The following is a 26,539-nucleotide window of genomic DNA, read 5'->3' as shown; positions in this document are numbered from 1 at the left end:
TTATGTACATTGTTTGTGTAGCCGCTTGCCCAACGGGCGTAGCCCATACCTATATGGCTGCGGAAGCGCTTGAAATGACGGGTAAAAACCGCGGTCATGAAGTGAAGGTAGAGACTCAGGGGAGTCTCGGTGCGGAGAATGTCATTACCGATGACGACCTGGAGCGGGCGGACGCCGTGATTATTGCCGCCGATGTTGCTATCGATGGTAAAGAGCGTTTTGACGGCATGATTAAGCTGGAGTGCGCGGTTTCCGATCCGATTAAATTTGGCGATGCCGTGTTTGAAGCGGTGGAGCAGGAGGTAGCGAATGGCTAAATTTCAGGGGGGAGGAAAGGCTTCGGCAGGTGCGGAAGTGAAAAATGCGATTATGACCGGCGTTTCCTGGATGCTGCCGTTTGTCATTGCCGGAGCGGTGTTAATGGGGATCGCCCGCATTGGCGCTTCTGCCTGGGGTATCGATAATATCTGGGACGCCAGCCATGAGCAGGCCGCCAGCATTGTGGTGCAGGCCTTGCATAAGTTCGATGGTTTTGGTGGTCTGGCGCTGTCCCTGATGCTGCCGGTGGTGGCGGGATACATCAGCTTTGCGCTGGCAAACAAGCCGGGGCTGGCACCGGGTATGGTCGGTGGACTGCTGGCCAGCAATCTGGGAACCGGCTTCCTGGGGGCGCTGGCGGCGGGATTTGTCGCGGGCTATATCGTGCGGGCGCTAAATCGCTACGTAAAACTACCCAAGGCGCTGGCGTCGGCCGGGCCGATTTTTATTCTGCCGGTGGGCGGGACGCTGCTGACCTGCATCATTATGGCCTTCGTGATCGGTGCGCCGCTGGCGGCATTGAATCACGGCATGGAAAGCTGGCTGCTGTCGATGTCGGGGACGAATAAGGTTCTGCTGGCGGCGGTGATTGGCGGGATGGTGGGGTTCGACCTCGGCGGGCCGGTCAACAAGGCGGCGGTCACGACGGCGATGGCGCTGCTGGCTTCCGGTATATACGATCCCAATACCGCCGCGCAGGTCGCGATAATTGTGCCGCCGATTGGTCTTGGCGTGGCGACGTTAATCTGGTCATCGCGTTTTCCTGAATCGCTGCGTGAAGCGGGGAAAGCCTCGACGCTCATGGGACTGATTGGCGTGTCAGAGGGGGCAATACCTTTTGCGCTGGCTAACCCGCGCATCATTATCGTTAACGTTATTGGCTCTGCCGTTGGGGCGGCGATGGCGGTAGGGTTGGGTTCGGTAAACCACGCGCCGATCTCTGGATTCTACGGCTGGCTGGCCGTCGAGAGCTGGCCCGTTTACGTCCTGTCTATCGCCTGCGGCTCAGCGATTATCGCGGTCGGATCGTTGCTTATTTTTCGCGGCGTTGCAGAGAATGCAGAGAAAGACAGCGTGAAAAAAAACTCACCGGCGCCGAAATTTAAAGCCAGCCGATAGATGCGCGCTGTGCGCATCTGAATTTACATTTTCTCTATTCAGTGTGGATAAATATTTGCACGGGATACGCATGTCTGAACACAGGAATATAAATAATGAAAACCGTTCATTTAATTCAGCATACGCACTGGGATCGCGAATGGTATTTTACGGAGAATGATTCTCAGGTTCTGCTCTATTATTTTATGGCCGATCTGCTGGCTCGTCTGGAAGCGGATGAAACATTAGGTCCATTTATGCTTGATGGGCAAACGGTGGTCCTCGAAGATTACTTTCAGTTGGCGCCGGAAAATCGCGAGCGGGTGCAGGCGCTGGTGGCGGCAGGGCGGTTGCTCATTGGCCCGTGGTATACCCAGACGGATTTTCTGGTGGTCGGAGCGGAGTCCATCACCCGCAACCTGCTGCTGGGAGCGCTGGACTGCGAAAAAATGGGGCCGCGTATGGCCGTGGGCTATGTCCCGGACTCCTTCGGCCAGAGCGCGCAGTTGCCGATGTTTCTCAATCAGTTCGCCATCGAGCATGCCGTGATCTGGCGAGGCTGGAGTGAATACGATAGCGCAAACAGCGAGTTTTGCTGGCGTAGCCAGGACGGCAGCAGCGTCACAACGGCGGTATTACCTCAGGGATATGGCTGTGCGAAATGGCTGCCAACTGAGCCGGAGCAGGCCTGGCCGCGGTTGTCCGCGATCCTGGAAAAGCAGGGCCTCTTTAGCCGGAGCTCGCAACTATTGCTGCCCAACGGCAACGATCAGTCGCCTTTTGAATATGGCGTACCCGCGATGCTGGAGGCGCTGAACGCGCAGCAAACGCATTATCGGTTTATCCGTAGTGATTTTAAGCGCTATTTTGCCGCGCTTGCGCAGTCTGATACGCCGCTGGACACCTTCGAAGACGAGCTGCTCAGCCCGAAATATATGCGTATCCATCGGGGGATCTTCTCTACGCGGATGGATATTAAGCAGGCGAATGCCCGGCTGGAGGACTTCCTCAGTCGCCAACTTGAGCCGCTGCTCAGCGTCGCCTGGCGTTTGGGGCTACCGTATCCGCAGCAGGCGGTGGAAACCATCTGGCGCGAGATGATGAAATCCCATGCTCACGATAGCATCGGCGGCTGCAACTCTGACCGGGTTAATGCGATGGTAAAAGCCCGTCTGCTGTCCGGCCAGGAGAAAGCAAACCAGCTCTATGAGCTGAATATGCAGATGTTGGCGAAGGGCATTAGCGCTCAGCAGCAGGGCAAGAAAATCCTGATTTTTAACGCATTGCCCTATACACGTGATGGCCTGGTGGCGCTGACGTTGTACCTTCCCGGCGCTGATTTCCGCATCGTGGATGGCGACGGGCAGCCCTGCCGCTGGCAAATCATGCGCGAAACCTCGCAGGATATGTCGGTAATTGTCCAGGAGCTGTCGAACGGTAGCGAAGCGGTTTTTTATCGTAAATGCGAGATCTTACTGGAGGCTTCCGCTCTGCCTGCCTGCGGCTATACGACGTTTTATCTGCAGGAAGGGCTGGCGTGCGGTTTTGCCGCTCCGTCATCGGCAGACAGCGCGCTGGAGAATTCCTGGCTGCGCCTGACGCTTGAGCAGGGGCGCGTTGTTTTGCTGGATAAACGTAGCGGCAAGCGCTGGGCGGACTTAATTCAGCTAGTTGATGGCGGCGACGCGGGCGATACCTATAACTATTCACCGCCGGAAACTGACTGGCGAATAAGTGCTGAAGGGGCGTTGGTGTCCGTCGACTGGCAGCAGGGCGCGCTGGCCGATACGCTGGAGCTGACGTGGTCTATTGCCGCGCCGCTAACGCTGGAGGATCGCCTGCGTCGTCAGCGTAATGCGCGGCTCGACGTGAGCATGTTGATTACGCTGGAGCATCAGCGGCCCGCGCTCGATGTGCAGGTCAACGTCAACAATACCCTGCGCGATCATCGCCTGCAGGTTGAAATTTCCACCGATGTCGCGCAAAGCGTCCATTTCGCCGATCAGCCGTTCGGTCTGATTCGCCGCGATAATCGGCCTTCAACGCTGGATGTCTGGCAGCAGGAAAACTGGAGCGAAGCGCCGACCGCGCTCTGGCCGATGCAAAGTCTGGCCATGATGCACGATGGTCAGCAGGGCATGAGCGTGGTGACGGAGGGGCTGCGCGAATATGAGATCCCCGAACAGCGCCCTTCTGTACTGGCAATCACCTTGCTGCGCAGCGTGGGATGGCTGGGTAAAGCCGGCATGCCCTGGCGGCCGGGCCGGGCTTCCGGCATGGCTCTCCCCTCGCCGGACTCGCAAATTCCGGGGGAATTTACCGCGCGATTTTCACTGATTCCGCTGCATGATGGCGAAAGCCCGGACTTCTGGCGCGCAGTGGAGGCCTGGCGTACGCCCGCCATCGGCTGGCTGGATTCCGGCTGGGCGCGATTCAAAACCAATCCGGTCGACCTGACCTTCCCGTCGACGTACAGCCTGCTGAGCTGGGATACGCCGCTGCATTTCAGCACCCTGAAAAAGGCACAGTACGAAGAGGCGCTAATTTTGCGCGGCTGGAACCCCGGTTCTCAACCGGTTAGCAGCCCGATGCCTGAAACGGTTGATGAGCTACGTGAGGTCACGCTCGCCGAGCAGCCTGGCGCCCTCCCTCGTACGCTGGCGTCTGCCTGTGCACCTGTAACCTGGCGCATTGCGTCGAATTCCAGAGGATAACGTTGTGTTGAAAATTCCTTTTATCTGCCCGCTGGAAAACGGGCTCCATGCCCGGCCGGCCAGTGAACTGGAGCAACGCGTCAGCACATTTGATGCCCGAATTGAGCTGTGTAATTTGCGTAACCAACGACGGGCGGACGCGCGCAGCGTACTGGCGATGATTGGCGCGGATGTGATCTATCAGGACCCGTGTGAACTGTTGATTGACGGTCATGACGAAGACGCGGCGTACCAGGCGCTGAGCCGGTTTATTCATGATGAATTTGCCGGATGCGATACGCCCGTTGCGGCGGTCGCCGATCGCTCTGAGCAGCCTTTACCGGTGTTCCTTGCACAGACGACATCGCCGTTTGTGCGCGGCAACGGCGTGAGTCCGGGGCTGGCTCAGGGCAGGACGCTGCTGCTGGGGACGGTTGATCTGCAGGCGTTGGCGCAGCAGCAAGAGTCTGAAGAACCCGCAATTCAGCATAAAGCAATGCAACATGCGTTGGCTCAGGTTCGCCAGCAGCTGCGCCAGGAGCATCATCATGCGCAAGGCGACGCGGCGGCGGTATTGCTGGCGCACAGTAAACTGCTTGATGACGCACTGCTGGAAAGCACATTACTTGCGCCGCGCCAGCAGAGAAACGCCGTGGCGGCGTTGGCCCAGGCGTTGGATGAACTCTGCGCTCCGCTGCGTGAAAGCCGAAGCGCCTATCTACGCCAGCGGGTGCTGGATCTGCAGGACCTCGGGCTGCGCCTGGCGGCTTATCTGACAGCGCAACCGCTCATCACGCTTGCGCCTCTGCAGCAGGATACGATTGTGATAAGCCCGACGCCGATGACCCCCGGCCAGCTTCTGGCGCTGCGCGGCCCGAGGCTGAAGGGGATTGTTATGGGCGATGGCGGCGAAACGTCGCATACGGTGATTCTGGCGCGTTCGTTTGGTATCCCGCTGCTCAGCGTGGTAACGGCGGATTCAGGGCAGATCCCCGGCGGTGAAGTACTGCTGCTTGATGCTCGCCATGGCGTAGCGATTCTCTCCCCGGACGCGCTGGCGCAGCGCTGGTATCAGCTGGAAACGGAAAAACATCAGCGTATTGCTAACCGGTTGCAGCCGTTTATCGACCAGCCAGGAGTCACGCAGGATGGCGAGTGCATAGCGCTGCTGGCGAATATTGCGCTGGCCGCGGAAGCCGATGCGGCGTTTGCTGCCGGAGCGCAGGGGATTGGGTTGTTCCGCACGGAAATGCTGTTCTGCGAGCGTAGCTCATCGCCTGACGAAGAAGAGCAGTATCAGGCTTATCGCCATGTCCTGGAACAAGCTCAGGGCCGCAAAGTCGTGATCCGTACGCTGGATATTGGCGGCGATAAACCCTGCGACTACCTGAATTTACCCGAGGAAGAGAACCCGTTCCTCGGCTGGCGCGGCATTCGTCTTTATCCCGCGTTTATGGCGCTTTTCACCTCCCAGATGCGGGCGCTATTGCGCGCCAGCGCCGCCGGGCCGTTGCATATTATGGCCCCGATGGTGGCGACGCTGGAGGAAGTTAAGTGGTTACATACGCAGTTCCAGCAGACTCAGGCTGAGCTGACGACCCAGGGCGTGGCGACCGGAACCTGGTCGCTGGGCATTATGGCTGAAGTCCCCTCAGTGCTTTACTTACTGGATAAAGCGGCCGCCTGGATTGATTTTATCTCTATTGGCAGCAATGACCTGGCGCAGTACTTTCTGGCCTGCGACCGGGGTAATGCCAGCGTGCGGCATCTTTACAACTATTTCGATCCGGCATTTTTGCAACTGCTGCAAGAGATGGTGGCGCGGGCGCATCGTGCGGGCCTGGAGATTAGCCTGTGCGGTGAAATGGGTGGCGATCCGCAGGCGCTGCCGCTGCTGCTAGGAGCCGGGCTGCGCCATGTCAGTATGTCCGCCAGTCGTATCGGTAGCGCGAAAGCGCAGCTGGCTACGCTTTCCGCCGTTGAATGCCAGCAGAGGCTGCAGCTGGCCGTGACGGGCGAGAGTGCGCAAGAGGTGGCGGCCCTTGTGAAAAAACAGTCGACAACCACCTTCCCGGTGTTCGATCCCCGTCTGATCTTGCTCGATCGGGCCGTGGACTCCAAGGCCGAAGTGATTAAGCGCCTGACCGATAACCTTGAAATTGAGCAGCGCGCCTGCTGCGGGGCGGAAGTAGAAGCGGCCATCTGGCAGCGTGAGGCTATTTTTTCTACCGCGTTGGGTTTTGCTATCGCGCTCCCCCACTGCAAATCGCCCGCCGTTACCAGCAGCAGCGTGTCGGTTATGCGTCTCGCTTCGCCGCTAGCGTGGAATGAGGAGGTTTCTGTCTCATTGGTGATCATGCTGACGGTGAGCGAACAGGAGAAAGGCGATCACATGAAGATATTTTCGCGGCTGGCAAGAAAATTAATGCATGCTGATTTTCGCCAGCAATTGCTGGAGGGTAATAATCCGCAGGCGGTTGCTGAATTACTGCAACGGGAGATTGCGATGTAATTACTTTGGCCGTTGCTGAACGATAATTTATTTATGTACTGATTTTTATCTGCTCTCAGGGCAGCGGCATCGTGCTGCCTTTATTTATTAATAACATTTTTTCGCAGCCAAGAGGAGGATCATTTTTAGTTGGTTCTTTTTATTTTAATGAATTAATAAAATGGATAATTCTTATGAAAAAACAATACCTCTGTGGACTATTTTTAGCAGCAAGCTTTTCCTCGCACGCAACCTATATTGATTATCGGCATGAGTGGTTGGGCGATCAGCATAAACAAGAAGATCGTATTAAAATGGGTCATTCTTTAAATAACGGTATTTACTTTAGCGTTGAAGGGAAGTGGGAAAGTAAACAAGGCGGTTTTCTGGATAATCTCTCTTCTAAAGGCAATGAATTTGAGCTTGGCTACAAATATAAGCTTCTGGGCAATCTCTCCATCACTCCCTCCTTCGCGCTGGATTCAGGGGAGCGTGATACGGCTTATAAGTTTAGTGTGAAGAGCGTCTATAACTGGACTGACGCATTCTCCAGCGGGCTTCGGCTGCGCTACGCTGTCCGCGACTATGAGCGTGAGTATGACCCGGATAGAGCCAGCCAGCACTACTGGCAGGCAAACTTATATCTTGGTTATCGGATTTATGATGTCTCTTTTGATTACGATTTTGAATATAAATTCGATACCGACTACCCGGCATTGCGCGGTAAAGAAAAAGACTATGTGCATAATGTGACGGTAGCCTGGAGAGGAAACAAAACCTGGGTGCCGTATGTCGAATTAGGGTATGTTTCATATGATGATGGCTCCTATGAAAAAGATGGCAAAACTTATCGTGATGCCTGGGAGATGCGTTATCGCGTAGGTATTACCTACAACTTCTAATTATTTTTTGATAAAAATAAGGAGATGTAATGAGAGTAATTTCCATTGCCGGAATAGCGGCATTTATGCTCTGTAGCCATGTCGCTTCGGCTACAGAGAATTATCAATACCGTGTCGCATTTATGCCGGATATCCATTTTCATGATGTGTACGGCGAATTTCAGGATGGCGCATTTAGCGGGCTGAAGAATAGCAAAAGTGGGCAGAATGCAATGATTCGCACCATGTATGCGCAGCTTACGTCAACGCGATTATTCAATGAAAACTACTTTGCCCTGCGCGCGGCGCTGGACGATGCCGGGAAAAAGGGGATCAAACTGATCGCGCTTCCTGGTGATTTTAGCGATGACGGGCAGTCTGTGCATATCCGTGGATTGGTGACCTTGCTGAAGGAGTATGAGCAAAAATATGCCATGCGATTCTTTGCAACACCGGGCAATCATGATCCTAACCGGCCCTTTGATTTACCCGATGGAGAAGAGGATTTCTTAGGGCAGGGAGGAAAAACGCAGCGTATTTTTAGTTTTGGCGCCAAAGAGTGTACGGGCTATCAAGGGAAAACCGCGCTTATCCCGACAGGTGCGGAACTGCCAACCATCTGCAGCGAGGAGATGGTGAGCCGCGGTTATGAGTACATCATGAACATGATGGCTCCATTTGGTATCGATCCGCAGCCTGAAGATATTTACTGGGAAACGCCTTATTCATCCTACGGGCAGCAGGATTACACGTTTGACAAAGCAAAACAGGCCAGCGACTTCCGCCAGCGGCAATATGAGATTTGCGCCCAGGGAACCGGAGGTTCATATCGACAACCAGGTTATGGCCCTTGTTTTACCGTCGCTGACAGCAGCTATCTTGTTGAGCCGATACCGGGTCTATGGCTGTTGGCCGTTGATGCGAATGTCTATGTGCCGCGCGAGGATGCGGATATGGCGAATCCGCAGTCCGCTAAAAACTTCGCGGGTTCAGGTGATGCTGGTTACAACAAAATGCTCACTCACAAGCAGCAGGTCGTGGCGTGGATGACGTCCGTTGCCAGGCGAGCAAAGGAGCAGAACAAGACGCTGATCACCTTCAGCCATTTCCCGATGGTGGAGTTTGATAACGGCGCTGCCAGCGATCTGGAGTCCATCTTTGGCGAAGGCAAATTTCAGTTGAAGCGAGCCCCGAAGGAGGATACCAGCCATGCGTTAGCGAAAACGGGTATTGGCGTTCACGTTGGCGGACATATGCACTTTAACGATACCGGCGTGCGCAAATATCCTGACGGCAGCCTGCTATTTAACATTCAGGCACCTTCCATGGCGGCCTATGTTCCAGCGTATAAAATCCTCAATTTCGCTAACCGTAGCGAAATTGATGTTCAGACCGTTATCCTGGACAGCGTACCGCGCTTTAATGAGCTTTTTGAACATTATCAGCAAGAGTGGGAGCATCTGAAAGCGACAGGATCTGCGCATTTATGGAACAAAGCGGTGCTGGGGGCGAAGGATTATTATGACTTTACTAACTGGCACATCACCGAGCTTACCCGGCTGCGCTTTATTCCTGAAGAGTGGCCGTGTGAAATTCGGCAGATGCTTTTTAGCCTGAACGGCGCGGAAATGCTGACGCTGAGTCAGTTGAGCAGTCATACCTCCTGGCAAGATGTTCTGACCGTACCGATGAGCAGCGATCGTGCCGTGTGCGCTAAAGGAGATGAGCCTCCTGTCAGGGCTATCGGGCAAATCTATCTGCAAAAAAATGCTGGAGCATGGCAGTTGGCGCAGCAAAAAGCGCAAGCTTTGGCTCGGGATGCTGGCATGACGCTTGATCAGTTTGCATCCTGGAACGGCTTTGATTTGGCGGTGGATTTTTATCGCCTGCGCAATGCCGATGAGCTGGCGCTACGCGATATTTCCGCGCAACGCTTACGCGAATATCAGTTGCTAACCCGCACGCTGGCGCAGTCCTTACCTGCTGAGGCTTCAGCAGTGATGGCGGATAGCGATTTCGAGTCCATTTTCCGCCTGCGTTTTGGCAGTATTTTTAGCGTTATCGATAAATACCTTCGGGGAAACCCTTCACGAAATTTCCACCTGAATAGCGAAACGGGGGAAATCTCCGCGCGTTAAAACCTTGCCCCTGCCGATGCGGCAGGGGCAAGAATTAGTTCGCCATTCCCAGGCCGACGATGTTTGCAGCGATGATAATCACCACGCAGCCGAGGCTCAGTACGCCAACCGGGCGACGTCCTGCGTTTTTCCACTCTTTCAGCACCAGGCCAACCAGCCCACCGCACAAGACATAGAAGCTCATATGCAGCATCCAGCTCATGTAGTCGTACTGTGCCGGAATGCTGGCGTGGCCCCAGGCGTAGAAGAAGAACTGGAGGTACCACATCAGGCCGCCCAATGCGGAAAGCAGGATATTGCTGATGATCAGTGGTTTTGCTAGCGAGAAGTCGGCTTTTATCGACAGATTCTTCACTTTTGCCAGGCGGATAAAGCAGAAACCGAGGTTGACCAGCGCACCGCCGCCCATAATCACCACGTAGCTTGGCAGCGCGGTGTAGAGCGGGTCAACGCCGAGCGCGGCGGCGGCTTCATGCATCGGTTTTGCGGCGTTCATCGCAAAGGACATACCGGCCGAGAAAATGCCGCACATTACCGCCAGTACCAGCCCCTTTTTCAGGTTGAAGTCTTCGGCTTTGATGCCCATTTTGCGCTCTTTGAGCTGGCCTGCGCGAGTGACTATCCCCACGCCAATCACCGCAACCAGCACGCCGAGCAGCGTCATTTGGCCGCCTTTGGTGTTAATTAAGACATCGAACTGACCGTTGAGGATTGGGGTCATTAGCGTGCCGACAATCAACGTAATGCCAATGGCGATACCGATCCCCATCGACATGCCGAGATAGCGCATGGTCAGGCCATAGTTGATATTGCCGATACCCCACATCGCGCCGAACAGGAACACCGGCAGGAGCGTGGAGGCATTAAAGGAGCCGTAGTAGGCCCAAAAATCAGGGAGCAGCATGGCGCTGATGGCCCAGGGCAGTATCAGCCAGGAGACAATCCCGCCGATAGACCACATGGTTTCCCAGGACCAATGTTTAACTTTTTTGAACGGGGCATAGAAACAGGCTGCACTGGCCGCACCTATCAAATGCCAAAAAATACCCATCGTAATCGCGTGATTCATTGATTCTATCCTCATCTATTTTTTTATCGGATAAATCATTTTCCGACCCGATGAGTGTAAAAATCGGTCAGTTTTACTGCCTTCAGCCTGTTGCCACGTAACATCCTTCTTTGGCAACCAGAAGCTTAATTCGTTGTTCTACATCACAAAACCACGTGTATAACCGTCTGTTATAACCTTATTAAAAATACGGCATTGATAAGCGTTTTCAATATCATTTAATTAACTATAATGAACCAACTGCTTACGCGGCATTAACACCTTCCGCCGCTCGACAATAATGGAGATGATTATGAGTTATACACTGCCAGCCCTGCCGTACGCTTATGACGCCCTGGAACCGCACTTTGACAAGCAGACGATGGAAATCCATCACACTAAACACCACCAGGCCTACGTTAACAATGCCAACGCTGCGCTGGAAAGCCTGCCGGAATTCGCTAGCCTGTCTGCTGAAGAACTGATCACCAAACTGGATCAGCTGCCGGCTGACAAAAAAACCGTTCTGCGTAACAACGCTGGCGGCCATGCTAACCACAGCCTGTTCTGGAAAGGCCTGAAAACCGGTACCACGCTGCAGGGTGACCTGAAAGCGGCTATCGAGCGCGATTTCGGTTCCGTTGATAACTTCAAAGCGGAATTTGAAAAAGCGGCTGCTACCCGTTTCGGCTCCGGCTGGGCGTGGCTGGTGCTGAAAGGCGATAAGCTGGCTGTAGTTTCTACAGCGAACCAGGATTCCCCGCTGATGGGCGAAGCTATCTCCGGCGCTTCCGGTTTCCCAATTGTGGGTCTGGACGTGTGGGAACACGCTTACTACCTGAAATTCCAGAACCGTCGCCCGGACTACATCAAAGCGTTCTGGGACGTGGTTAACTGGGACGAAGCTGCAGCGCGTTTTGCCGCCAAAAAATAAGGTTGCATTGTGCTGAGTGAGAAGCGAGTCTGATGACTCGCTTTTTTTATGTCCGCAGCAAGGAGCAGCAGATGCACTATCCGCTAAATGTCTACATTGGGCGCATTCGCGACTATCCCGGCAGCCGCCCGAGCGCAATAAGCAAAATTCAGGTCGATGGTGAATTAACCCTCGGCGATCTCGGCCTTGAGGGCGATGAGCAGGCGGAGAAGAAAATTCACGGCGGGCCGGACCGCGCGCTGTGCCACTATCCGCGTGAACATTATGCACACTGGGCTCGCGAGCTGCCTCAGCAGGCGGACCTGTTCTGCGCTCCGGCGTTTGGCGAGAATCTCTCGACCGAGGGACTGACGGAGCAAAACGTCTTTATTGGCGATATCTTCCGCTGGGGAGAGGCGCTGATTCAGGTGACGCAGCCACGTTCGCCGTGCTTTAAGCTCAACTATCACTTTGCCGTCAGCGATATGGCGCAGCTGATGCAGAACAGCGGCAAAACCGGCTGGCTGTATCGGGTGGTGGCGGGCGGGAAGGTATCCAGCGATACGCCGCTGGTACTGGTCTCCCGGCTAAGCGATGTTAGCGTGCACGAGGCTGGCGCGATCGCCTGGTCTATGCCGTTTGATGATGAACAGTACCACCGCCTGCTATCGGCGGCGGGGCTATCGGTGAGCTGGAGTCGTACCATGCAGAAACGGCGTTTAAGCGGGCAGATCGAAGACCATTCCCGGAGATTGTGGGGGAAATAGCTCGCCCGCTCGTTAGTTTTCCTCTTCTCATATAGGGGCCGATCGCCCCTGCTTTTCCTCTACGCTTTGCCTCATCTATTTAGCGTGGCAACAGGTTTGTGGCCACGTACTTCAGAGCCATTCTTGTTACCTGGTCCACAAAAAAAGCCTTGGTTACGAAAAAAAACTTGAGTATTCCCTGCACTCAAATATCTTATGTGGAAATTGGTTTAAACCAGATTGGGCGATATGAAAGAGAAAAACTATGTTGATGTCCTCAGAGAGCGCTTCGAAAGCTGGCTGAATGAGAAAAATTTACCGGCTGGCGCAAAGTTACCTTCTGAGAGGGAACTTTGTGAGTTGTTGGATGCGAAGCGTATGACCTTACGTCAGGTTCTTATTGAACTTGAAGTTGACTCACGTATTTTTAGAAAAAACCGTAGTGGTTGGTTTATTTCGTCGAAGCGATTCATTTATAACCCTAAATCACTTTCAAGCTTTAATGCTGAAGCACGAGCTCAGGGACGCAATCCATTTTGGGGGTATTTATCAAAAGAGGCCGTTGAGACCGTTCCGCACCATGTTGATCAGGTTTTTCAGGCTTCGGGTAAACAATACCTTATTACTGGGTGGTGTGGCCTTGACGAGCACAAAGTATTTTATCATGAGTCTTATATTAACGCTGAAATTGCTCCGGGTTTTATCCAGAAACTGGAAGATAAATCTTTTGCCAGAGTCTGGGAGGAGGAGTTTGGTTACGTGTTAAATATTAAAGAAATGGTCTTTAAACCGGTCAATATGCCGGAAATGGCTTGTAAGGAATTGGGGGTTGCGCCTAATACCTACGGTATTTTGGTAGAAAAACATCGTGCGACTCATGATAAAAAGGTGGTTCAGATTGACTTTGAATACTGGCGCCTTGAGTCCGTGGAACTTGTTATTCGTGATGAATGAGAAAGATTATGGAAAATATGAATAGAGAATGTCTTGTTGAACGAGCTAAAAATATACGGCTCTATCTCCATGCTTATGCTTTTCATTTAAATATGCGTTATGAACGTATTCTCCCTGGCGATTTGTTGGATATTGCTCATCAACAAGAATTAAAAGGGGTAAAAGTCCATGTCGAAGATGGTGAATCTCAAGCACTACAGAATATGAATAGCCAGCAATTGCAGTGCTTTAAGGAAAAAGCGGCAAACTATGGTCTGGATGTTCATATAGAAACGAGCGCATCTGATCGGGAAACATTGGCTGACGCCATCCGCATCGCGCAGGCAACCGGCGCAACCTCGGTGCGCTTCTACCCTCGATACGAAGGCTATCTAAAGGATGTACTGGAGAAAATTGCCAGTGATATCGCCTGGTTGTCACAGTTTGATGATTGTGGGTTGAGCTTTACTATTGAACAGCATGAAGATTTGCAGGGCCATGAACTGGTGGCGCTGGTGAGAAATAGCGGTATGCAGAACCTCTCTATTTTGTTCGATTTTGGCAATATGATTAATGCCAATGAGCAACCCCTTGCGGCATTAGAGGTGATGTCACCATTAATTACTCAGGTACATATCAAGGATGCCCGAATTATTAAAGAAGGAAAGGGTTGGGGGCATGAAGCTTGTCGTTCCGGGTATGGCGATTTACCAATGAAAGAGATGCTCAGGGCATTGTTGCTTTTAGGCGAGGATAAACCGCAAGTCCTCTCTTTTGGTCTTGAAGAAGAAGTGGAATATTATGCGCCCGCATTTCGTTTCGATGATGAGGGTGATAATCCCTGGATCCCGTGGCGAGACGCGAGCTATACCCCTTTACCTGATACTCATCTGGTTGATGCTCGCCTGGCACAGGAAAAAGAACATGCCCTTGCGCAAATTAAATACATTCGTGATCTATGCGGTGAATTTATAAATATCCAATAATTTGTAATTAATTAGTGAAGAACTATGCAGGCGCACCATTATTTATGGTTGGCTGTATGATTGGTTATTCATTTGATTAATTGAGCTTTTCTCTCAACCAGCAATGAGGGTGTGAATTATGTTCATGAATAAATGGGCACGGCTGTGTTTTTTGATTTTGGGGGGAGGTACAATATTCAAGCTCTCCAGTATGAAGGATGTGTTTTATGTACCAATGCAAAATGACTGGGGATTAACAAATACGCAAATTGGTCTGAGCTTTACGGTATATACAATCGTTCAGACCGCAGGGCTTTTTCTCTCGCTATATATCGCAGATCGTTACTCTAAAAAGATACTATTACCCTTTGGTTTAATCGGTGTTGGTTTATGTGGTCTGTATTTATCGACTTTGCCATCCTTCACCGGGTATCTGGTCTGTTTTGCCGCCATGGCCTTTTTTGCTGATGTAGTTTATTGGCCGGTCTTGCTGAAAGCGGTTCGCTTGCTCGGTACGCAAGAAGAGCAGGGACGTATGTTTGGCTTTTTAGAGGCCGGACGCGGTGTGGTGGATGTTATTGTTGCCTCCGGTGCGCTATTTGTTTTTGTCCATTTCGGCGAAGGAAAAGCGGGCATGCAGGCTGGTCTGCTGTTCTATACGATAATCACGCTGGCGGCGGGCGTTATTACTTACTTTATTGTCGATGATGACAAAGTAAAAGGCGGCGAAAAAGCCAGCGCCAACATCGAAGTGTTAAAAGGCATTAAACATATTTTATCCTGCCCGAATGTCTGGCTGGCTGCTTTTGGTATCTTCTTCGTGTACGCCGCTTATTGCGGGCTGACGTACTTTATCCCGTTCCTGAAAGATATCTATATGCTGCCGGTCGCGTTGGTTGGGGCGTACGGCATTATTAACCAGTATGCGTTGAAAATGGTCGGTGGACCGATTGGGGGATTGCTGGCTGATAAGGTTGCCAAATCACCCACGGTTTATCTGAAGTGGACGTTCCTGATCTCTGCTATCGCCATGATTATCTTTATGCAGCTGCCCCATCAGTCTATGAATGTGTACGTGGGAATGGCGGCAACGTTAGGATTTGGGGCGATTATTTTCTCGCAGCGCGCCATTTTCTTCGCACCAATGGATGAGATTGGTACACCGCGTGAGTATGCTGGTTCTGCCATGGCCTTTGGCTGCATTATTGGTTATATGCCAGCGATGTTTGCCTATACGCTGTATGGCTGGCTGCTGGACACCCACAGCGGCATCACCGGCTACAACTACGTTTTTAGCGTGATGGTTGCGTTCAGCTTAATGGGGTTTGTCTGCTCGACGCTGCTGGTTAAGCGGATTAAGAAGCAAAAACTCACGGCAACAACTGCGGCAGCATAAGATCTGAGCTTCCCCGGAAATGGTATTCCGGGGAAGTCCGTTATGAACGTTTGTACAGCGGCAGCCAGATGGTTAAGCGCAAACCGCCCAGCGGGCTGTCGTCGGCTTTCACCCAACCGCGGTGCTGCTGAATGGCGGCTTCAACAATCGCCAGCCCCAGGCCGGTACCGCCAGACTCGCGATCGCGCGCCTCGTCGGTCCGGTAGAACGGACGGAAAATTTGCTCGCGATCTTCCGGACTGACGCCCGGACCGTCGTCATCGACGTTCACCGTAATCCCGTCTTTATCCACCGAGAAGCTCACTGAAATCTTCGTATGCGAGTAGCGCAGCGCGTTACGCACGATATTCTCCAGCGCGCTTTCCAGCGCGTTGGGGTTACCGTACAGCGGCCATGGCCCTGGCGGATACTCCACAGTGAACGATTTCCCTACCTGCTCGGCTTCAAATGCGGCGTTATCCAGCACTTCACCCCAAAGCTGATTAGCTTTTACCGTCTCGCTGACCAACGCGTTGTTAGCCTGATTACGCGACATCACCAGCAAATCGTTGATCATGCTGTCCAGCCGGTGCGCTTCCATTTCGATGCGCTCCAGTTCTTTGCTCTCCCCACTGCGGCGGCGCAGCAATGCGGTGCCTAACTGCAGGCGCGTCAACGGCGTGCGCAGCTCGTGGGAGATGTCGGACAGCAGACGATGCTGGCTGGTCATCATGCGTTCCAGCGCGGTCACCATTTGGTTAAAGCTGGTCCCGGCGGCTAAAAACTCCTGCGGGCCGGCTTCCAGTTCCGGATGTTGACGCAGGTTGCCCTGAGCGACTTCATCGGCGGCGTTTTTCAGCTTACGCGCGGGCTTAGCCAGACTCCATGCGAGCCATAGCAGCAGCGGGGCGCTGACTAACATCGTGACGATCAGCAGCAATAACGGCCGGTCAAAGAGCAGATTGATAAAGTCTGATTGCGACGTGTTGGCAGGGCGGATCAGATAGAGCTGGTAGTTATCTTCGCCATCCCGCACGGAAAAGGGCCCGACCATTTCCAGACGACCATAGCGCTTTTTCTGCGGATGGTCGGCGTTATCCGCCTGGCCGATAAAGTTGCGGATAATCTGCATCTCGTTGCGTTCAGCACCGATAACGCGTCCTTCGCTGGTCACCAGCAGCAAGCGCTGGCCCGGCGGAGCCCACTTATCGATGGCACGAAACAGACGACGCCACCACATCAGGTCGTTTGGCGGATCGGTCGCCAGTTCGGCCTCGACGTGCTGTTCAATCATGATGCCCTGACGTTGCTCGCTCTCCAGCAGCTCGGTCATCTGGCGCGAGTCCAGCTTGGGCAGCATCAGAACCAGCATCAACACCAATGCCAGCGTGAGCCAGAAAATAGCGAAGATGCGTGCGGTTAAACTTCCAATCATGAAGCCGATACCATCAGATAGCCGCGTCCGCGCAGAGTTTTAAACCACGGATGGCCGTCTTTGCGCTCTGGCAGCTTACGCCGCAAGTTGGAGATGTGCATATCGATAGCGCGGTCAAACGGCGTTAGACGTTTGCCCAGCACTTCCTGGCTCAAGTGTTCACGCGACACGACCTGGCCGAGATGCTGCGCCAGCAGGTAGAGCAGGGTGAACTCGGTGCCGGTCAGCTCCAGAGTCTGTCCATCGAAGCTGGCTTCCTGGCGACCCGGGTTAAGGCTTAGGGCATCCACTTCCAGCGTCGGCGAACCAGCTTCGGTCACTTGCTGCTGCTCGCTCCAGTGGGAACGGCGCAGAATAGCGCGTATACGCGCCACCAGCTCGCGATCGTTGAACGGCTTAGGCAAATAATCGTCCGCGCCCAGCTCAAGGCCAAGAACGCGATCCAGCTCGCTGCCGCGGGCCGTTAGCATGATAACCGGGGTCTGGTGTGTCTGACGCAACTCTTTGAGCGTATCGATACCGTTTTTCTTCGGCATCATCACATCAAGCAAAAGTAAATCGACGCTGTCGTCAAGAAGGGCCAGCGCCTGTTCCCCGTCATGGGCGACAAGCACATTAAAACCTTCCATATCGAGCAGCTCTTTTAACAGGGAGGTGAGCTCCCGGTCATCATCTACTAACAGGATTTTATTCATTGTTTAAATACCTCCGAGGCAGAAATTACGTCATCAAGGCCCGCTAATCCATGACTTTACGTTGTTTTACACCCCCTGACGCATGTTTGCAGCCTGCATCGTAAACTGTCTCTCGTTGAATCGCGACACAAACGTTTTGGGAGTATGTGATGCGCAATGTTATCGCTGCCGTCATGGCCTCAACGCTGGTGCTAAGTGCATATAGCCAGGCTGCTGAAGTCGTCACCAGCGTTAACTGGCTACCCGGAGATGTCGGGGCACAGCGCAGCGGCCAGAGCCATATGTTTGACGGCATAAGTTTAACCGAACACCAACGACAGCAGTTACGTGATCTTATGCACCGGGCACGCCACGACAGGTTACCCGTTAATGTTAGCGAAATGGAGACAATGCATAGCCTTGTCACCGCAGAAAATTTTGATGAAAACGCTGTACGCGCTCAGGCAGATAAGATGGCGCAGGAACAGGTTGCCCGCCAGGTTGAAATGGCAAAAGTTCGCAACCAGATGTACCACCTGTTAACGCCAGAGCAGCAAGCGGTTTTAAATGCTAAGCACCAGCAACGAATGGATCAGTTGCGTGAGGTTGCAAGGATGCAAAAAGGCTCAGCGATGATGCTTTCCAGTAGTAGCAATACCCTGCAACCCCAGTAACAAACCCTGTTTTCCTTGCCATAGACACCATCCCTGTCTTCCCCCACATGATGTGGGGGTTTTTTTTGCCTGTCATTCGGCCAAATGGCCTCTCCCTTGCTCCCCGTCCCGGCAAAAGATCGGGTTATACTAAGCGCATCGCGAAGTAAGGAGCGTTTATGAATCAATCCTATGGGCAGCTGGTGAGCCGTGCGGCTATTGCGGCAACGGTGATGGCCTCTGCGTTACTTTTGATCAAAATTTTTGCGTGGTGGTATACCGGCTCAGTGAGTATTCTGGCGGCGTTGGTTGATTCGTTAGTCGATATTGCAGCCTCGTTAACCAATCTGTTAGTCGTGCGTTATTCGCTACAACCTGCCGATGAAGAACATACTTTTGGCCATGGTAAGGCGGAGTCGCTGGCCGCGCTGGCACAAAGTATGTTTATTTCCGGCTCGGCATTATTTCTGTTCCTGACCGGTATTCAGCACCTGGTGCGCCCTGAACCGATGCAGGCGGCGGGGGTCGGGATGATTGTGACGCTCATTGCGCTGATAAGCACTCTGGTCTTGGTGACGTTCCAGCGCTGGGTGGTGAGAAAAACCCAAAGTCAGGCAGTACGGGCGGATATGCTTCATTATCAGTCTGATGTTATGATGAACGGCGCAATTCTGGTGGCGCTCGGCCTCTCGTGGTATGGCTGGCATCGTGCCGATGCGCTGTTTGCATTGGGTATTGGCGTCTATATTTTATATAGCGCGCTGCGCATGGCTTATGACGCCGTCCAGTCGTTATTAGACCGCGCGCTTCCTGATGAGGAACGCCAGGACATTATCAATATCGTGACCGCATGGCCCGGAGTCAGCGGGGCGCACGATCTACGAACACGGCAGTCAGGGCCGACTCGCTTTATTCAGATACATTTGGAAATGGAAGATAATCTCCCGCTGGTTCAGGCTCATGTGATTGCCGACCAGGTGGAGCAGGCGATTCTGCACCGTTTTCCGGGTTCTGATGTGATTATTCATCAGGATCCGTGCTCTGTAGTGCCGTTAGCACAGCAGGGTGTTTTATGAGCTTTCGGTTATAGTCTGTAAACTCGATGTAAAAATGTGGGGCGGATCGGCATTATTTGTATAAATTACCGCCATTTGGTCTGACCTGAATCAATTCAGCCAGAAGCGTTTGATATACTATTGCAATTATCGATGGGCACTCCTGGTGAGGGGGCGCTTCAGGCAACAGGATTATTTTTTGCTTCCTAAGTTCAGAGGTAGTCATGATTAAGAAAATCGGTGTGTTGACAAGTGGCGGTGATGCGCCGGGCATGAACGCAGCAATTCGTGGCGTTGTGCGCGCGGCATTAACGGAAGGTCTGGAAGTTTTTGGAATCTATGACGGTTACCTCGGCCTGTATGAAGATCGTATGGTTCAGCTCGACCGCTATAGCGTTTCCGACATGATCAACCGTGGCGGCACCTTCCTGGGATCGGCGCGCTTCCCGGAATTCCGCGAAGAACACATTCGCGCAGTTGCTCTTGAGAATATGAAAAAACGCGGCCTGGATGCGCTGGTCGTTATCGGTGGTGACGGTTCTTATATGGGGGCTGTGCGCCTGACTGAAATGGGCTTCCCGTGCATCGGTTTGCCGGGCACTATCGACAACGATATTAAAGGTACTGACTACACTATCGGTTTCTTTACTGCGCTGAGCACCGTTGTTGAGGCGATTGACCGCCTGCGTGATACTTCTTCCTCTCACCAACGTATTTCCGTTGTTGAAGTGATGGGCCGTTACTGCGGCGACCTGACCCTGGCAGCAGCAATCTCCGGCGGCTGTGAATTCGTCATGGTTCCTGAAGTTGACTACACCCGTGATGATCTGGTGACAGAAATTAAAGCCGGTATCGCCAAAGGGAAAAAACACGCGATCGTGGCCATTACTGAACACATGTGCGATATCCACGAACTGGCTGAGTACATCGAGAAAGAGACTGGTCGTGAAACCCGTGCAACCGTACTGGGCCACATCCAGCGCGGTGGCTCCCCGGTTCCTTATGACCGTATTCTGGCATCCCGTATGGGCGCATATGCTATCGACCTGCTGCTGCAGGGCTTTGGCGGTCGCTGTGTTGGTATTCAGAATGAGAAGTTGGTTCATCACGATATCATTGACGCCATCGAAAGCATGAAGCGTCCGTTCAAAAGTGACTGGCTGGATTGCGCTAAGAAGCTGTACTAATCTCTTGTGTGAAATAAAAAGGCCTTCTCAGAGAGAAGGCCTTTTTTATGAACGAGGGTGTTACTCAATATCCAGAGCATCCTCTGAGAGAATTATCCCGGTATTATCAGCGTACAGATGGTCACCAGAGAAGAAGGTGACGCCGCCGAAGTTGACGCGAACGTCGCTTTCGCCGATACCTTCACCTGCGGCTCCCACGGGAATGGCGGCCAGCGCCTGGATGCCGATATCCATCTCCTCCAGATCGTCAACCTGGCGCACTGCGCCATAGACCACTAACCCTTCCCATTCGTTTTGTACGGCCAGACGCGCCAGGTCGGCGTCGATTAATGCGCGTCGAACGGAACCACCGCCATCGATTAACAGGATATGACCACGGCCGTTCTGCTCAAGCATATCGTAGAGCAACCCGTTATCCTCGAAACATTTCACCGTGATGATTTGTCCACCAAACGACGACCGTCCCCCAAAGTTGGAGAACAGAGGTTCCACGACGTTGACATCCTCCTGGTAGATGTCACAAAGCTCGGAAGTATCGTATTTCATAGGCTTAACGTTCAGTTGCTGCGAGAATTTTCAGTATATCTCGGGAATCGTGTTGTTGGCAAAATCATCAATTGTTAATTGATATTTGTCAGTTAACCTGCCAGCTTGCTGAGAATAATTCCGATAACAAACAGCAGGTTGGTCAGCAGCGCGCCTTTTACCGTTCTTTCCAGCATCGGGCGCATGGCCACAGGCTCGCGCTCGCGCATCACAAAACGCGCCTGCTTAACCAGCAGCGGCGTAGCCAGCAGGAACAGCCAGCCCCAGGGATTATGCAGCGAGATGAGATTAAACAGCGCCAGGCACAGCGGAGCGCCAATGAGGAGACAGGCATGGTAACGACGAGCGTTAACGGGCCCCAGACGTACGGCGAGGGTGTTTTTGCCGTTATCACGGTCGCTGTCGATATCACGCAGGTTATTAATATTTAATACCGCAGCAGCCAGCAGGCCGCAGGCTGTCGCGGGTAAGAAAATGACCGCTTCAATGCTGTGCGCCTGAAGGTACCAGCTTCCGACAACGCTAAGCCAGCCGAAGAAAACCAGCACGGAAATATCGCCGAGACCAATGTATCCGTAAGGTCGGGTGCCGACGGTGTAGGTAATGGCTGCGATAATTGCCAGCACGCCAAGCACCATAAAGCCGATAAAGTCGGCCATGGTTTGCCAGGCTGAGAACAGCAGCGCCAGGCCAGAGAGGCAAATCAGCACCACGGTCAGAATTAACGCGCGTTTCATTTGTGCCTGAGTAATTGCCCCTTTCTGCATACCGCGCAGGGGGCCGATGCGATCGGGTTTGTCGCTGCCTTTGACCGCATCGCCATAGTCATTGGCGAGGTTGGAGAGTATTTGCAGTAAACCGGCGGTAATGATTGCCAGCAGGGCAACCCAGGGATCGAAACTGCCCTGATGCCAGGCAAGAGCGGAGCCGACAATGATGGCGGCAAAGGCCAGAGGTAACGTTTTGGGGCGCAGGCTTTCCAGCCAGGCCTGGGTTTTGTTTATCGGTTGTTCAGTCATAGGTTCCGGCCAATAAAAATGGGGCTCTACCCTTCATACTTCAAGCTGCAGGTACGTTGGCTATAATCATTCACCCCAGTCACGTACTTATGTACGCTCCTGGGGATTCATTCCTTTGCCGCCTGCCTGCAACTCGAATTATTTTGGGTATCTATAGCCCCATCTATAGTGATGAAAATATATTGAACCGGATTATAGGATAAAACGACTCAGATCTTCATCTGCCACCAGAACATCCAGATGTTTACCGACATATTCTGCATCGATAGTCACGCTTTGACCGTTCATTTCGCTGGCGTCGTAGGAGATATCTTCGATCAGACGCTCCAGTACGGTATGCAGGCGACGCGCACCGATGTTCTCAGTGGTTTCGTTGACCTGCCAGGCGGCCTGAGCAATGCGTTTGATGCCATCTTCCGTGAACTCGATATTAACGCCTTCAGTCGCCATCAGCGCTTTATACTGCACGGTGATAGAGGCGTTCGGCTCAGTCAGGATGCGCTCGAAGTCATGGGTGGTCAGTGCTTTCAGCTCAACGCGAATCGGCAGACGCCCCTGCAACTCTGGGATCAGGTCAGACGGACTGGCCACCTGGAACGCGCCGGAGGCGATAAACAGAATGTGGTCAGTTTTCACCATCCCGTGCTTGGTGGAGACGGTGCAGCCTTCAACCAGCGGCAGCAGGTCGCGCTGTACGCCTTCGCGTGAAACGTCAGGGCCTGAAGAGTTGCCGCCACGTTTACAGATTTTGTCGATTTCGTCGATAAACACGATACCGTGCTGCTCAACCGCATCGATAGCATCCTGCTTCAGCTCTTCCGGGTTGACCAGCTTCGCCGCTTCTTCTTCAATCAACAGCTTCATCGCATCTTTGATTTTCAGCTTACGCGGTTTTTGCTTCTGGCCGCCCAGATTCTGGAACATTGATTGCAGCTGGCTGGTCATCTCTTCCATGCCCGGAGGGGACATGATTTCAACGCCCATCGGCGCAGCCGCGAGATCGATTTCAATCTCTTTGTCGTCGAGCTGCCCCTCGCGCAGTTTTTTGCGGAAAGACTGGCGCGCGGCAGAAGGTTCCTGAGGCTGTTCAGCCTGGCCCCAGTTATTTTTTGCCGGAGGGATCAGCACATCAAGGATGCGCTCTTCCGCCAGCTCTTCTGCACGGTAGCGGTTTTTGTCGATGGACTGCATGCGGACCATTTTGATCGCTGCATCGGTCAGATCGCGGATAATCGAATCCACTTCTTTACCAACATAGCCTACTTCGGTGAATTTAGTTGCTTCAACCTTGATAAACGGCGCGTTGGCCAATTTTGCCAGACGACGGGCGATTTCGGTTTTACCGACGCCGGTTGGGCCGATCATCAGAATGTTTTTCGGCGTGACTTCGTGGCGCAGCTCTTCGTTAAGCTGCATACGACGCCAGCGGTTACGCAGAGCGATGGCGACGGAGCGCTTGGCTGCGTCCTGGCCGATAATGTGTTTGTCCAGTTCGCTGACAATTTCGCGTGGGGTCATTTCAGACATGGGAGATCCTTACGCTTTGGAGGTCAATTCTTCGATGGTATGGAAGTGGTTGGTATATATGCAGATATCACCTGCAATATTCAACGCTTTCTCTGCGATATCGCGTGCGCCCAGTTCGGTATTTTCCAGCAGGGCGCGGGCTGCGGCCTGGGCGTAAGGACCGCCGGAGCCGATAGCAATCAGGTCGTTTTCTGGCTGCACCACGTCACCGTTACCGGTGATGATAAGCGATGAGTTTTCGTCAGCCACGGCCAGAAGCGCCTCCAGCTTGCGCAGCATGCGATCGGTACGCCAGTCTTTCGCCAGTTCAACGGCGGCTTTCACCAGGTGGCCTTGATGCATTTCGAGCTTACGTTCAAACAGTTCGAACAGGGTGAAGGCGTCAGCGGTACCGCCAGCAAAGCCTGCAATCACTTTGTCGTTGTACAGACGGCGAACTTTCTTCACGTTGCCCTTCATTACGGTGTTGCCCAGTGTAGCCTGGCCATCACCGGCAATAACGACATGGCCGTTACGGCGAACACTTACAATTGTAGTCACGAGCAGACCCCTTGGTTGCAAAAGCGGAATAGAGGCCCCGCGTTTACGCGGGGCAGAATGCAATTATAAATGGGGGGGATTTTGAGGGTTTCAACCCCTGGCGGCGAGACGAATGCAGTTTGCGTGTCCGGCCATCTTCAGGCGTTCAATCATGTTGCTGGCGTTGTCTTTGCCTTTCAGTGGCCCGATCACTACCCGGTTCCAGCCGTTGTTGGTGGTGATGTGCGAGGAAAAGCCTTCAAATGCCAGCTGTGCGCGAACGGTTTCCGCCTGCTCGGCGCCTTTAAAGGACCCGCACTGAATCATCCAGCTGCGATCGTCTTTTTTCTCCGTCGCGGCGGTTTTCGGTGCTTCCTCGACGCGGGTCACCGGTGCGGCGGCCTGCGTTTTAGGCTGCGCAGTACTGGTATGCGCTGGCGTTTGCAGCAGATCCTGATACGGCTGCTGGGTTGAAGCGGTTTGCTTCGGCTGCTGTACCTGTTTGGGCTGCTCCACAACTCGTGGTTGAGTTCGCGGCTGCTGAACCTGAGTTTGCTGTTGGGTCTGTGCTAACTGCTGTTGCTGCACCTGCTGCTGAGCTAAACGCTGGCGCTGTAGGGTTTGCTGGCGCTGCGCCGGGGTTTGTTCATTCCACGGCACTTCGGTCAGCTGCGTGGGCTGCTGACGCATATCGGCCTGCATTTGCGCTAGCAGCTGGCGCTGTTCGTTAGTCAGCTGTTCCGGCTTCATGACTTCACCACCGGCTGTCGGCTCAGTAGGCGCACGAACGCCAGGCTGGCGACTTTCCAGCTCTTTAATATAGCGCCAGCGTTCTTCCGGCTTCGGCGGTAAGCCGTTACCTGCCGCCTGGCGGTTTTGCAGCGCTTCAGCTTCTTCTTTTTTGTGGTGCGTGATGAAGTACAGTCCACCGATAAAAGCCACCAGCACTGCCGCCGCGATCGCAACCATAGTGGGCGAAACCGCTGAAAGGCCGCTTTGCTTGTTCCTTGAGCTTCGGGTATTGCTCTTTTTGCGCCGCGAAGAAGCCGGTTGGCTGCGGCGTACATAATCTCGTTGTGCCACTATCGTTTCGCTGTCTTATTCGTTTTTCAGCCCGCCATGTTACTTAAGCGGCGGGCCTTTGACCAGAAGAGCAGGCCCGAAAGCCTGATGGTTATGTTCGGATTTTGCGCGTACTGCCGCGAACGATGAGCTCGCAGTCGAGTAATCGAGAGCCGCTGCTGACGTTGTGCCCGTGCAACTGATCCAGCAAAAGCAGCATCGCTTCGCGGCCAATATCAAAACGCGGTTGCGCGACGGTCGTCAATGGCGGATCGCAAAATTCAGACAAAGAGATGTTATCAAAGCCAATAATAGACAGATCTTCAGGAACTTTCAGCCCGCGACGTTTCGCCAGCGAGAGTGCGCCCAGCGCCATAATGTCGCTATGACAGAAAACAGCCGTTGGCGGTACAGGTAATGACAGAAGCTGTTCCAGCGCATTGGCTCCGGCTTCGTAGGTGAAATTACCGCGAGCGATATAGTGTGGATCGACGGTCATTCCACTGCGGCGCAGCGCCTGAACGTAGCCTTGCAGGCGATAATGGCAAAGCGGCATCTCTTCCGGACCAGCGATACAGCCAATGCGGCGATGACCTAGCTCTTGCAGATAGTTAACGGCGTTGAATGCGGCGGTGAGGTTATCGATATGCACCGTCGGCAGCTCCAGCTCGGGCGCGAACTCATTAGCCATCACCATCGGCGGCAGATTACGCTGTTCTTCTACGCCCGCATCGAAGGGCAGGCGCGAACCCAGCAGCAGCATACCGTCGATCTGCTTGGTAATAATCAGATCGATAAAGGTTTTTTCCTGACGGTTCTGATGAGCACAATCGCCAATCAGCACCAGATACTCTTGTTCCGCAGCGGTGACTTCGATGCCGCGAATAATCTCGCTAAAGAAGGGATCGCAAATATCCGGCACAATCACCAGGATAGTGCGCGACTCATTGCGCTTCATGTTGCGCCCGAGCGATTGTGGTAAATAGCCGACTTCAAGCGCCGCCTGTTCTACCCGGTTACGGGTGCTCTGCGAAACCTTATCGGGGTTCATTAACGCTCGGGATACAGTTGCCGTAGAGACGTTTGCCTTCTCGGCAACGTCTTTCATCGTGGCGGCAACCACCTGTTTTTTGGGCTTCACCTGTTTTCTCCTCGCTGACTGGCGCAGACACATCCCTTGCGTTCTGACATCAGCAACATTTTTAACAGATAGTACATCCAGAGAGTTACAGAATTTTCATGAAAAACGTGATGGCGGTTGAA

At 53.3% G+C, this 26,539-nt stretch carries 23 protein-coding genes; 14 read left to right on the top strand and 9 right to left on the bottom strand.

Annotation, left to right across the window (positions count from 1 at the left end; genetic code table 11):
* The first annotated feature begins 2 nt into the window (after nt 1-2).
* From ACMYSL_RS28655 to ACMYSL_RS28630, 6 genes are all read left to right on the top strand, one after another.
* A complete protein-coding gene (locus ACMYSL_RS28655) occupies nt 3-317 on the top strand; it encodes a PTS fructose transporter subunit IIB (RefSeq protein WP_110276132.1) in 315 nt (104 codons plus the stop codon).
* Nucleotides 310-1,437 carry a PTS fructose transporter subunit IIC gene (locus tag ACMYSL_RS28650; protein WP_110276133.1) on the top strand — a complete coding sequence of 376 codons (1,128 nt, stop codon included), beginning with the start codon at nt 310-312 and terminating at the stop codon, nt 1,435-1,437. The genes ACMYSL_RS28655 and ACMYSL_RS28650 overlap by 8 nt, the downstream gene beginning before the upstream one ends.
* 95 nt (nt 1,438-1,532) lie before the next feature.
* Complete coding sequence (locus ACMYSL_RS28645; protein ID WP_434660905.1) at nt 1,533-4,130, top strand: glycoside hydrolase family 38 C-terminal domain-containing protein; 2,598 nt, start codon at nt 1,533-1,535, stop codon at nt 4,128-4,130.
* Between the two features lie 4 nt (nt 4,131-4,134).
* Nucleotides 4,135-6,621 carry a phosphoenolpyruvate--protein phosphotransferase gene (gene ptsP, locus ACMYSL_RS28640; RefSeq protein ID WP_434660904.1) on the top strand — a complete coding sequence of 829 codons (2,487 nt, stop codon included), beginning with the start codon at nt 4,135-4,137 and terminating at the stop codon, nt 6,619-6,621.
* Nucleotides 6,622-6,794: 173 nt separating this feature from the next.
* Nucleotides 6,795-7,502 (top strand): oligogalacturonate-specific porin KdgM family protein, encoded by a 708-nt coding sequence (locus ACMYSL_RS28635; protein WP_434660903.1) that lies wholly within the window; start codon nt 6,795-6,797, stop codon nt 7,500-7,502.
* A gap of 29 nt (nt 7,503-7,531) precedes the next feature.
* A complete protein-coding gene (locus tag ACMYSL_RS28630) occupies nt 7,532-9,619 on the top strand; it encodes a metallophosphoesterase (RefSeq protein ID WP_434660901.1) in 2,088 nt (695 codons plus the stop codon).
* A 34-nt stretch (nt 9,620-9,653) separates the two neighbouring features.
* On the opposite strand, the gene rhaT is transcribed toward ACMYSL_RS28630, so the two are convergent.
* A complete protein-coding gene (gene rhaT / locus ACMYSL_RS28625; RefSeq protein WP_110276138.1) occupies nt 9,654-10,688 on the bottom strand; it encodes an L-rhamnose/proton symporter RhaT in 1,035 nt (344 codons plus the stop codon).
* Nucleotides 10,689-10,980: 292 nt separating this feature from the next.
* On the opposite strand from rhaT, the gene sodA reads away from it, so the two are divergent.
* The 5 genes from sodA to ACMYSL_RS28600 all read left to right on the top strand — a co-directional run bounded on the left by sodA (nt 10,981) and on the right by ACMYSL_RS28600 (nt 15,620).
* Nucleotides 10,981-11,601 carry a superoxide dismutase [Mn] gene (sodA, locus tag ACMYSL_RS28620; protein WP_110276139.1) on the top strand — a complete coding sequence of 207 codons (621 nt, stop codon included), beginning with the start codon at nt 10,981-10,983 and terminating at the stop codon, nt 11,599-11,601.
* A 71-nt stretch (nt 11,602-11,672) separates the two neighbouring features.
* Nucleotides 11,673-12,347: a 6-hydroxyaminopurine reductase gene (yiiM, locus tag ACMYSL_RS28615; RefSeq protein ID WP_434664311.1), complete on the top strand. Its 675-nt coding sequence runs from the start codon at nt 11,673-11,675 to the stop codon at nt 12,345-12,347.
* Nucleotides 12,348-12,575: 228 nt separating this feature from the next.
* Entirely contained in the window at nt 12,576-13,280 is a 705-nt protein-coding gene (locus ACMYSL_RS28610; RefSeq protein WP_434660900.1) for a UTRA domain-containing protein, read from the top strand.
* A gap of 8 nt (nt 13,281-13,288) precedes the next feature.
* Complete coding sequence (locus ACMYSL_RS28605) at nt 13,289-14,245, top strand: sugar phosphate isomerase/epimerase family protein (protein WP_434660898.1); 957 nt, start codon at nt 13,289-13,291, stop codon at nt 14,243-14,245.
* A gap of 124 nt (nt 14,246-14,369) precedes the next feature.
* Nucleotides 14,370-15,620, top strand: a complete 1,251-nt coding sequence (locus ACMYSL_RS28600; protein ID WP_434664309.1) for an MFS transporter — start codon at nt 14,370-14,372, stop codon at nt 15,618-15,620.
* A 40-nt stretch (nt 15,621-15,660) separates the two neighbouring features.
* On the opposite strand, the gene cpxA is transcribed toward ACMYSL_RS28600, so the two are convergent.
* A complete protein-coding gene (cpxA, locus tag ACMYSL_RS28595) occupies nt 15,661-17,034 on the bottom strand; it encodes an envelope stress sensor histidine kinase CpxA (protein ID WP_110276143.1) in 1,374 nt (457 codons plus the stop codon).
* Nucleotides 17,031-17,729 carry an envelope stress response regulator transcription factor CpxR gene (gene cpxR / locus ACMYSL_RS28590; RefSeq protein ID WP_110276144.1) on the bottom strand — a complete coding sequence of 233 codons (699 nt, stop codon included), beginning with the start codon at nt 17,727-17,729 and terminating at the stop codon, nt 17,031-17,033. Before cpxR ends, cpxA begins: the two co-directional genes overlap by 4 nt.
* A gap of 149 nt (nt 17,730-17,878) precedes the next feature.
* Here cpxR and cpxP point away from each other — a divergent pair, with 149 nt between their 5' ends.
* The 3 genes from cpxP to pfkA all read left to right on the top strand — a co-directional run bounded on the left by cpxP (nt 17,879) and on the right by pfkA (nt 20,603).
* On the top strand, nt 17,879-18,382 hold the full coding sequence (gene cpxP, locus ACMYSL_RS28585; RefSeq protein ID WP_181484219.1) for a cell-envelope stress modulator CpxP: 504 nt from the start codon (nt 17,879-17,881) through the stop codon (nt 18,380-18,382).
* 158 nt (nt 18,383-18,540) lie between these two features.
* On the top strand, nt 18,541-19,437 hold the full coding sequence (fieF, locus tag ACMYSL_RS28580) for a CDF family cation-efflux transporter FieF (RefSeq protein ID WP_112216337.1): 897 nt from the start codon (nt 18,541-18,543) through the stop codon (nt 19,435-19,437).
* Between the two features lie 203 nt (nt 19,438-19,640).
* The gene (gene pfkA / locus ACMYSL_RS28575) at nt 19,641-20,603 is read left to right on the top strand and encodes a 6-phosphofructokinase (RefSeq protein WP_182235499.1); all 963 of its coding nucleotides are present in this window, start codon (nt 19,641-19,643) and stop codon (nt 20,601-20,603) included.
* Between the two features lie 60 nt (nt 20,604-20,663).
* Here the strand turns inward: pfkA and rraA are convergent, their stop codons facing one another.
* From rraA to cytR, 6 genes are all read right to left on the bottom strand, one after another.
* Nucleotides 20,664-21,149 carry a ribonuclease E activity regulator RraA gene (gene rraA, locus ACMYSL_RS28570; protein ID WP_181484216.1) on the bottom strand — a complete coding sequence of 162 codons (486 nt, stop codon included), beginning with the start codon at nt 21,147-21,149 and terminating at the stop codon, nt 20,664-20,666.
* 92 nt (nt 21,150-21,241) lie between these two features.
* Nucleotides 21,242-22,168: a 1,4-dihydroxy-2-naphthoate polyprenyltransferase gene (gene menA / locus ACMYSL_RS28565; RefSeq protein WP_182235500.1), complete on the bottom strand. Its 927-nt coding sequence runs from the start codon at nt 22,166-22,168 to the stop codon at nt 21,242-21,244.
* Between the two features lie 192 nt (nt 22,169-22,360).
* Nucleotides 22,361-23,695 carry an HslU--HslV peptidase ATPase subunit gene (gene hslU / locus ACMYSL_RS28560; RefSeq protein ID WP_110276150.1) on the bottom strand — a complete coding sequence of 445 codons (1,335 nt, stop codon included), beginning with the start codon at nt 23,693-23,695 and terminating at the stop codon, nt 22,361-22,363.
* A gap of 9 nt (nt 23,696-23,704) precedes the next feature.
* Entirely contained in the window at nt 23,705-24,235 is a 531-nt protein-coding gene (gene hslV / locus ACMYSL_RS28555) for an ATP-dependent protease subunit HslV (RefSeq protein ID WP_110276151.1), read from the bottom strand.
* Nucleotides 24,236-24,325: 90 nt separating this feature from the next.
* A complete protein-coding gene (ftsN, locus tag ACMYSL_RS28550; RefSeq protein ID WP_182235501.1) occupies nt 24,326-25,297 on the bottom strand; it encodes a cell division protein FtsN in 972 nt (323 codons plus the stop codon).
* Nucleotides 25,298-25,388: 91 nt separating this feature from the next.
* Nucleotides 25,389-26,417 carry a DNA-binding transcriptional regulator CytR gene (cytR, locus tag ACMYSL_RS28545; protein WP_110276153.1) on the bottom strand — a complete coding sequence of 343 codons (1,029 nt, stop codon included), beginning with the start codon at nt 26,415-26,417 and terminating at the stop codon, nt 25,389-25,391.
* Between the last annotated feature and the right edge of the window lie 122 nt (nt 26,418-26,539).

Source organism: Klebsiella sp. MISC125, from assembly GCF_051131775.1.
Classification (GTDB): Bacteria; Pseudomonadota; Gammaproteobacteria; order Enterobacterales; family Enterobacteriaceae; genus Klebsiella.
This window is presented reverse-complemented; position numbering and strand designations above follow the sequence as displayed.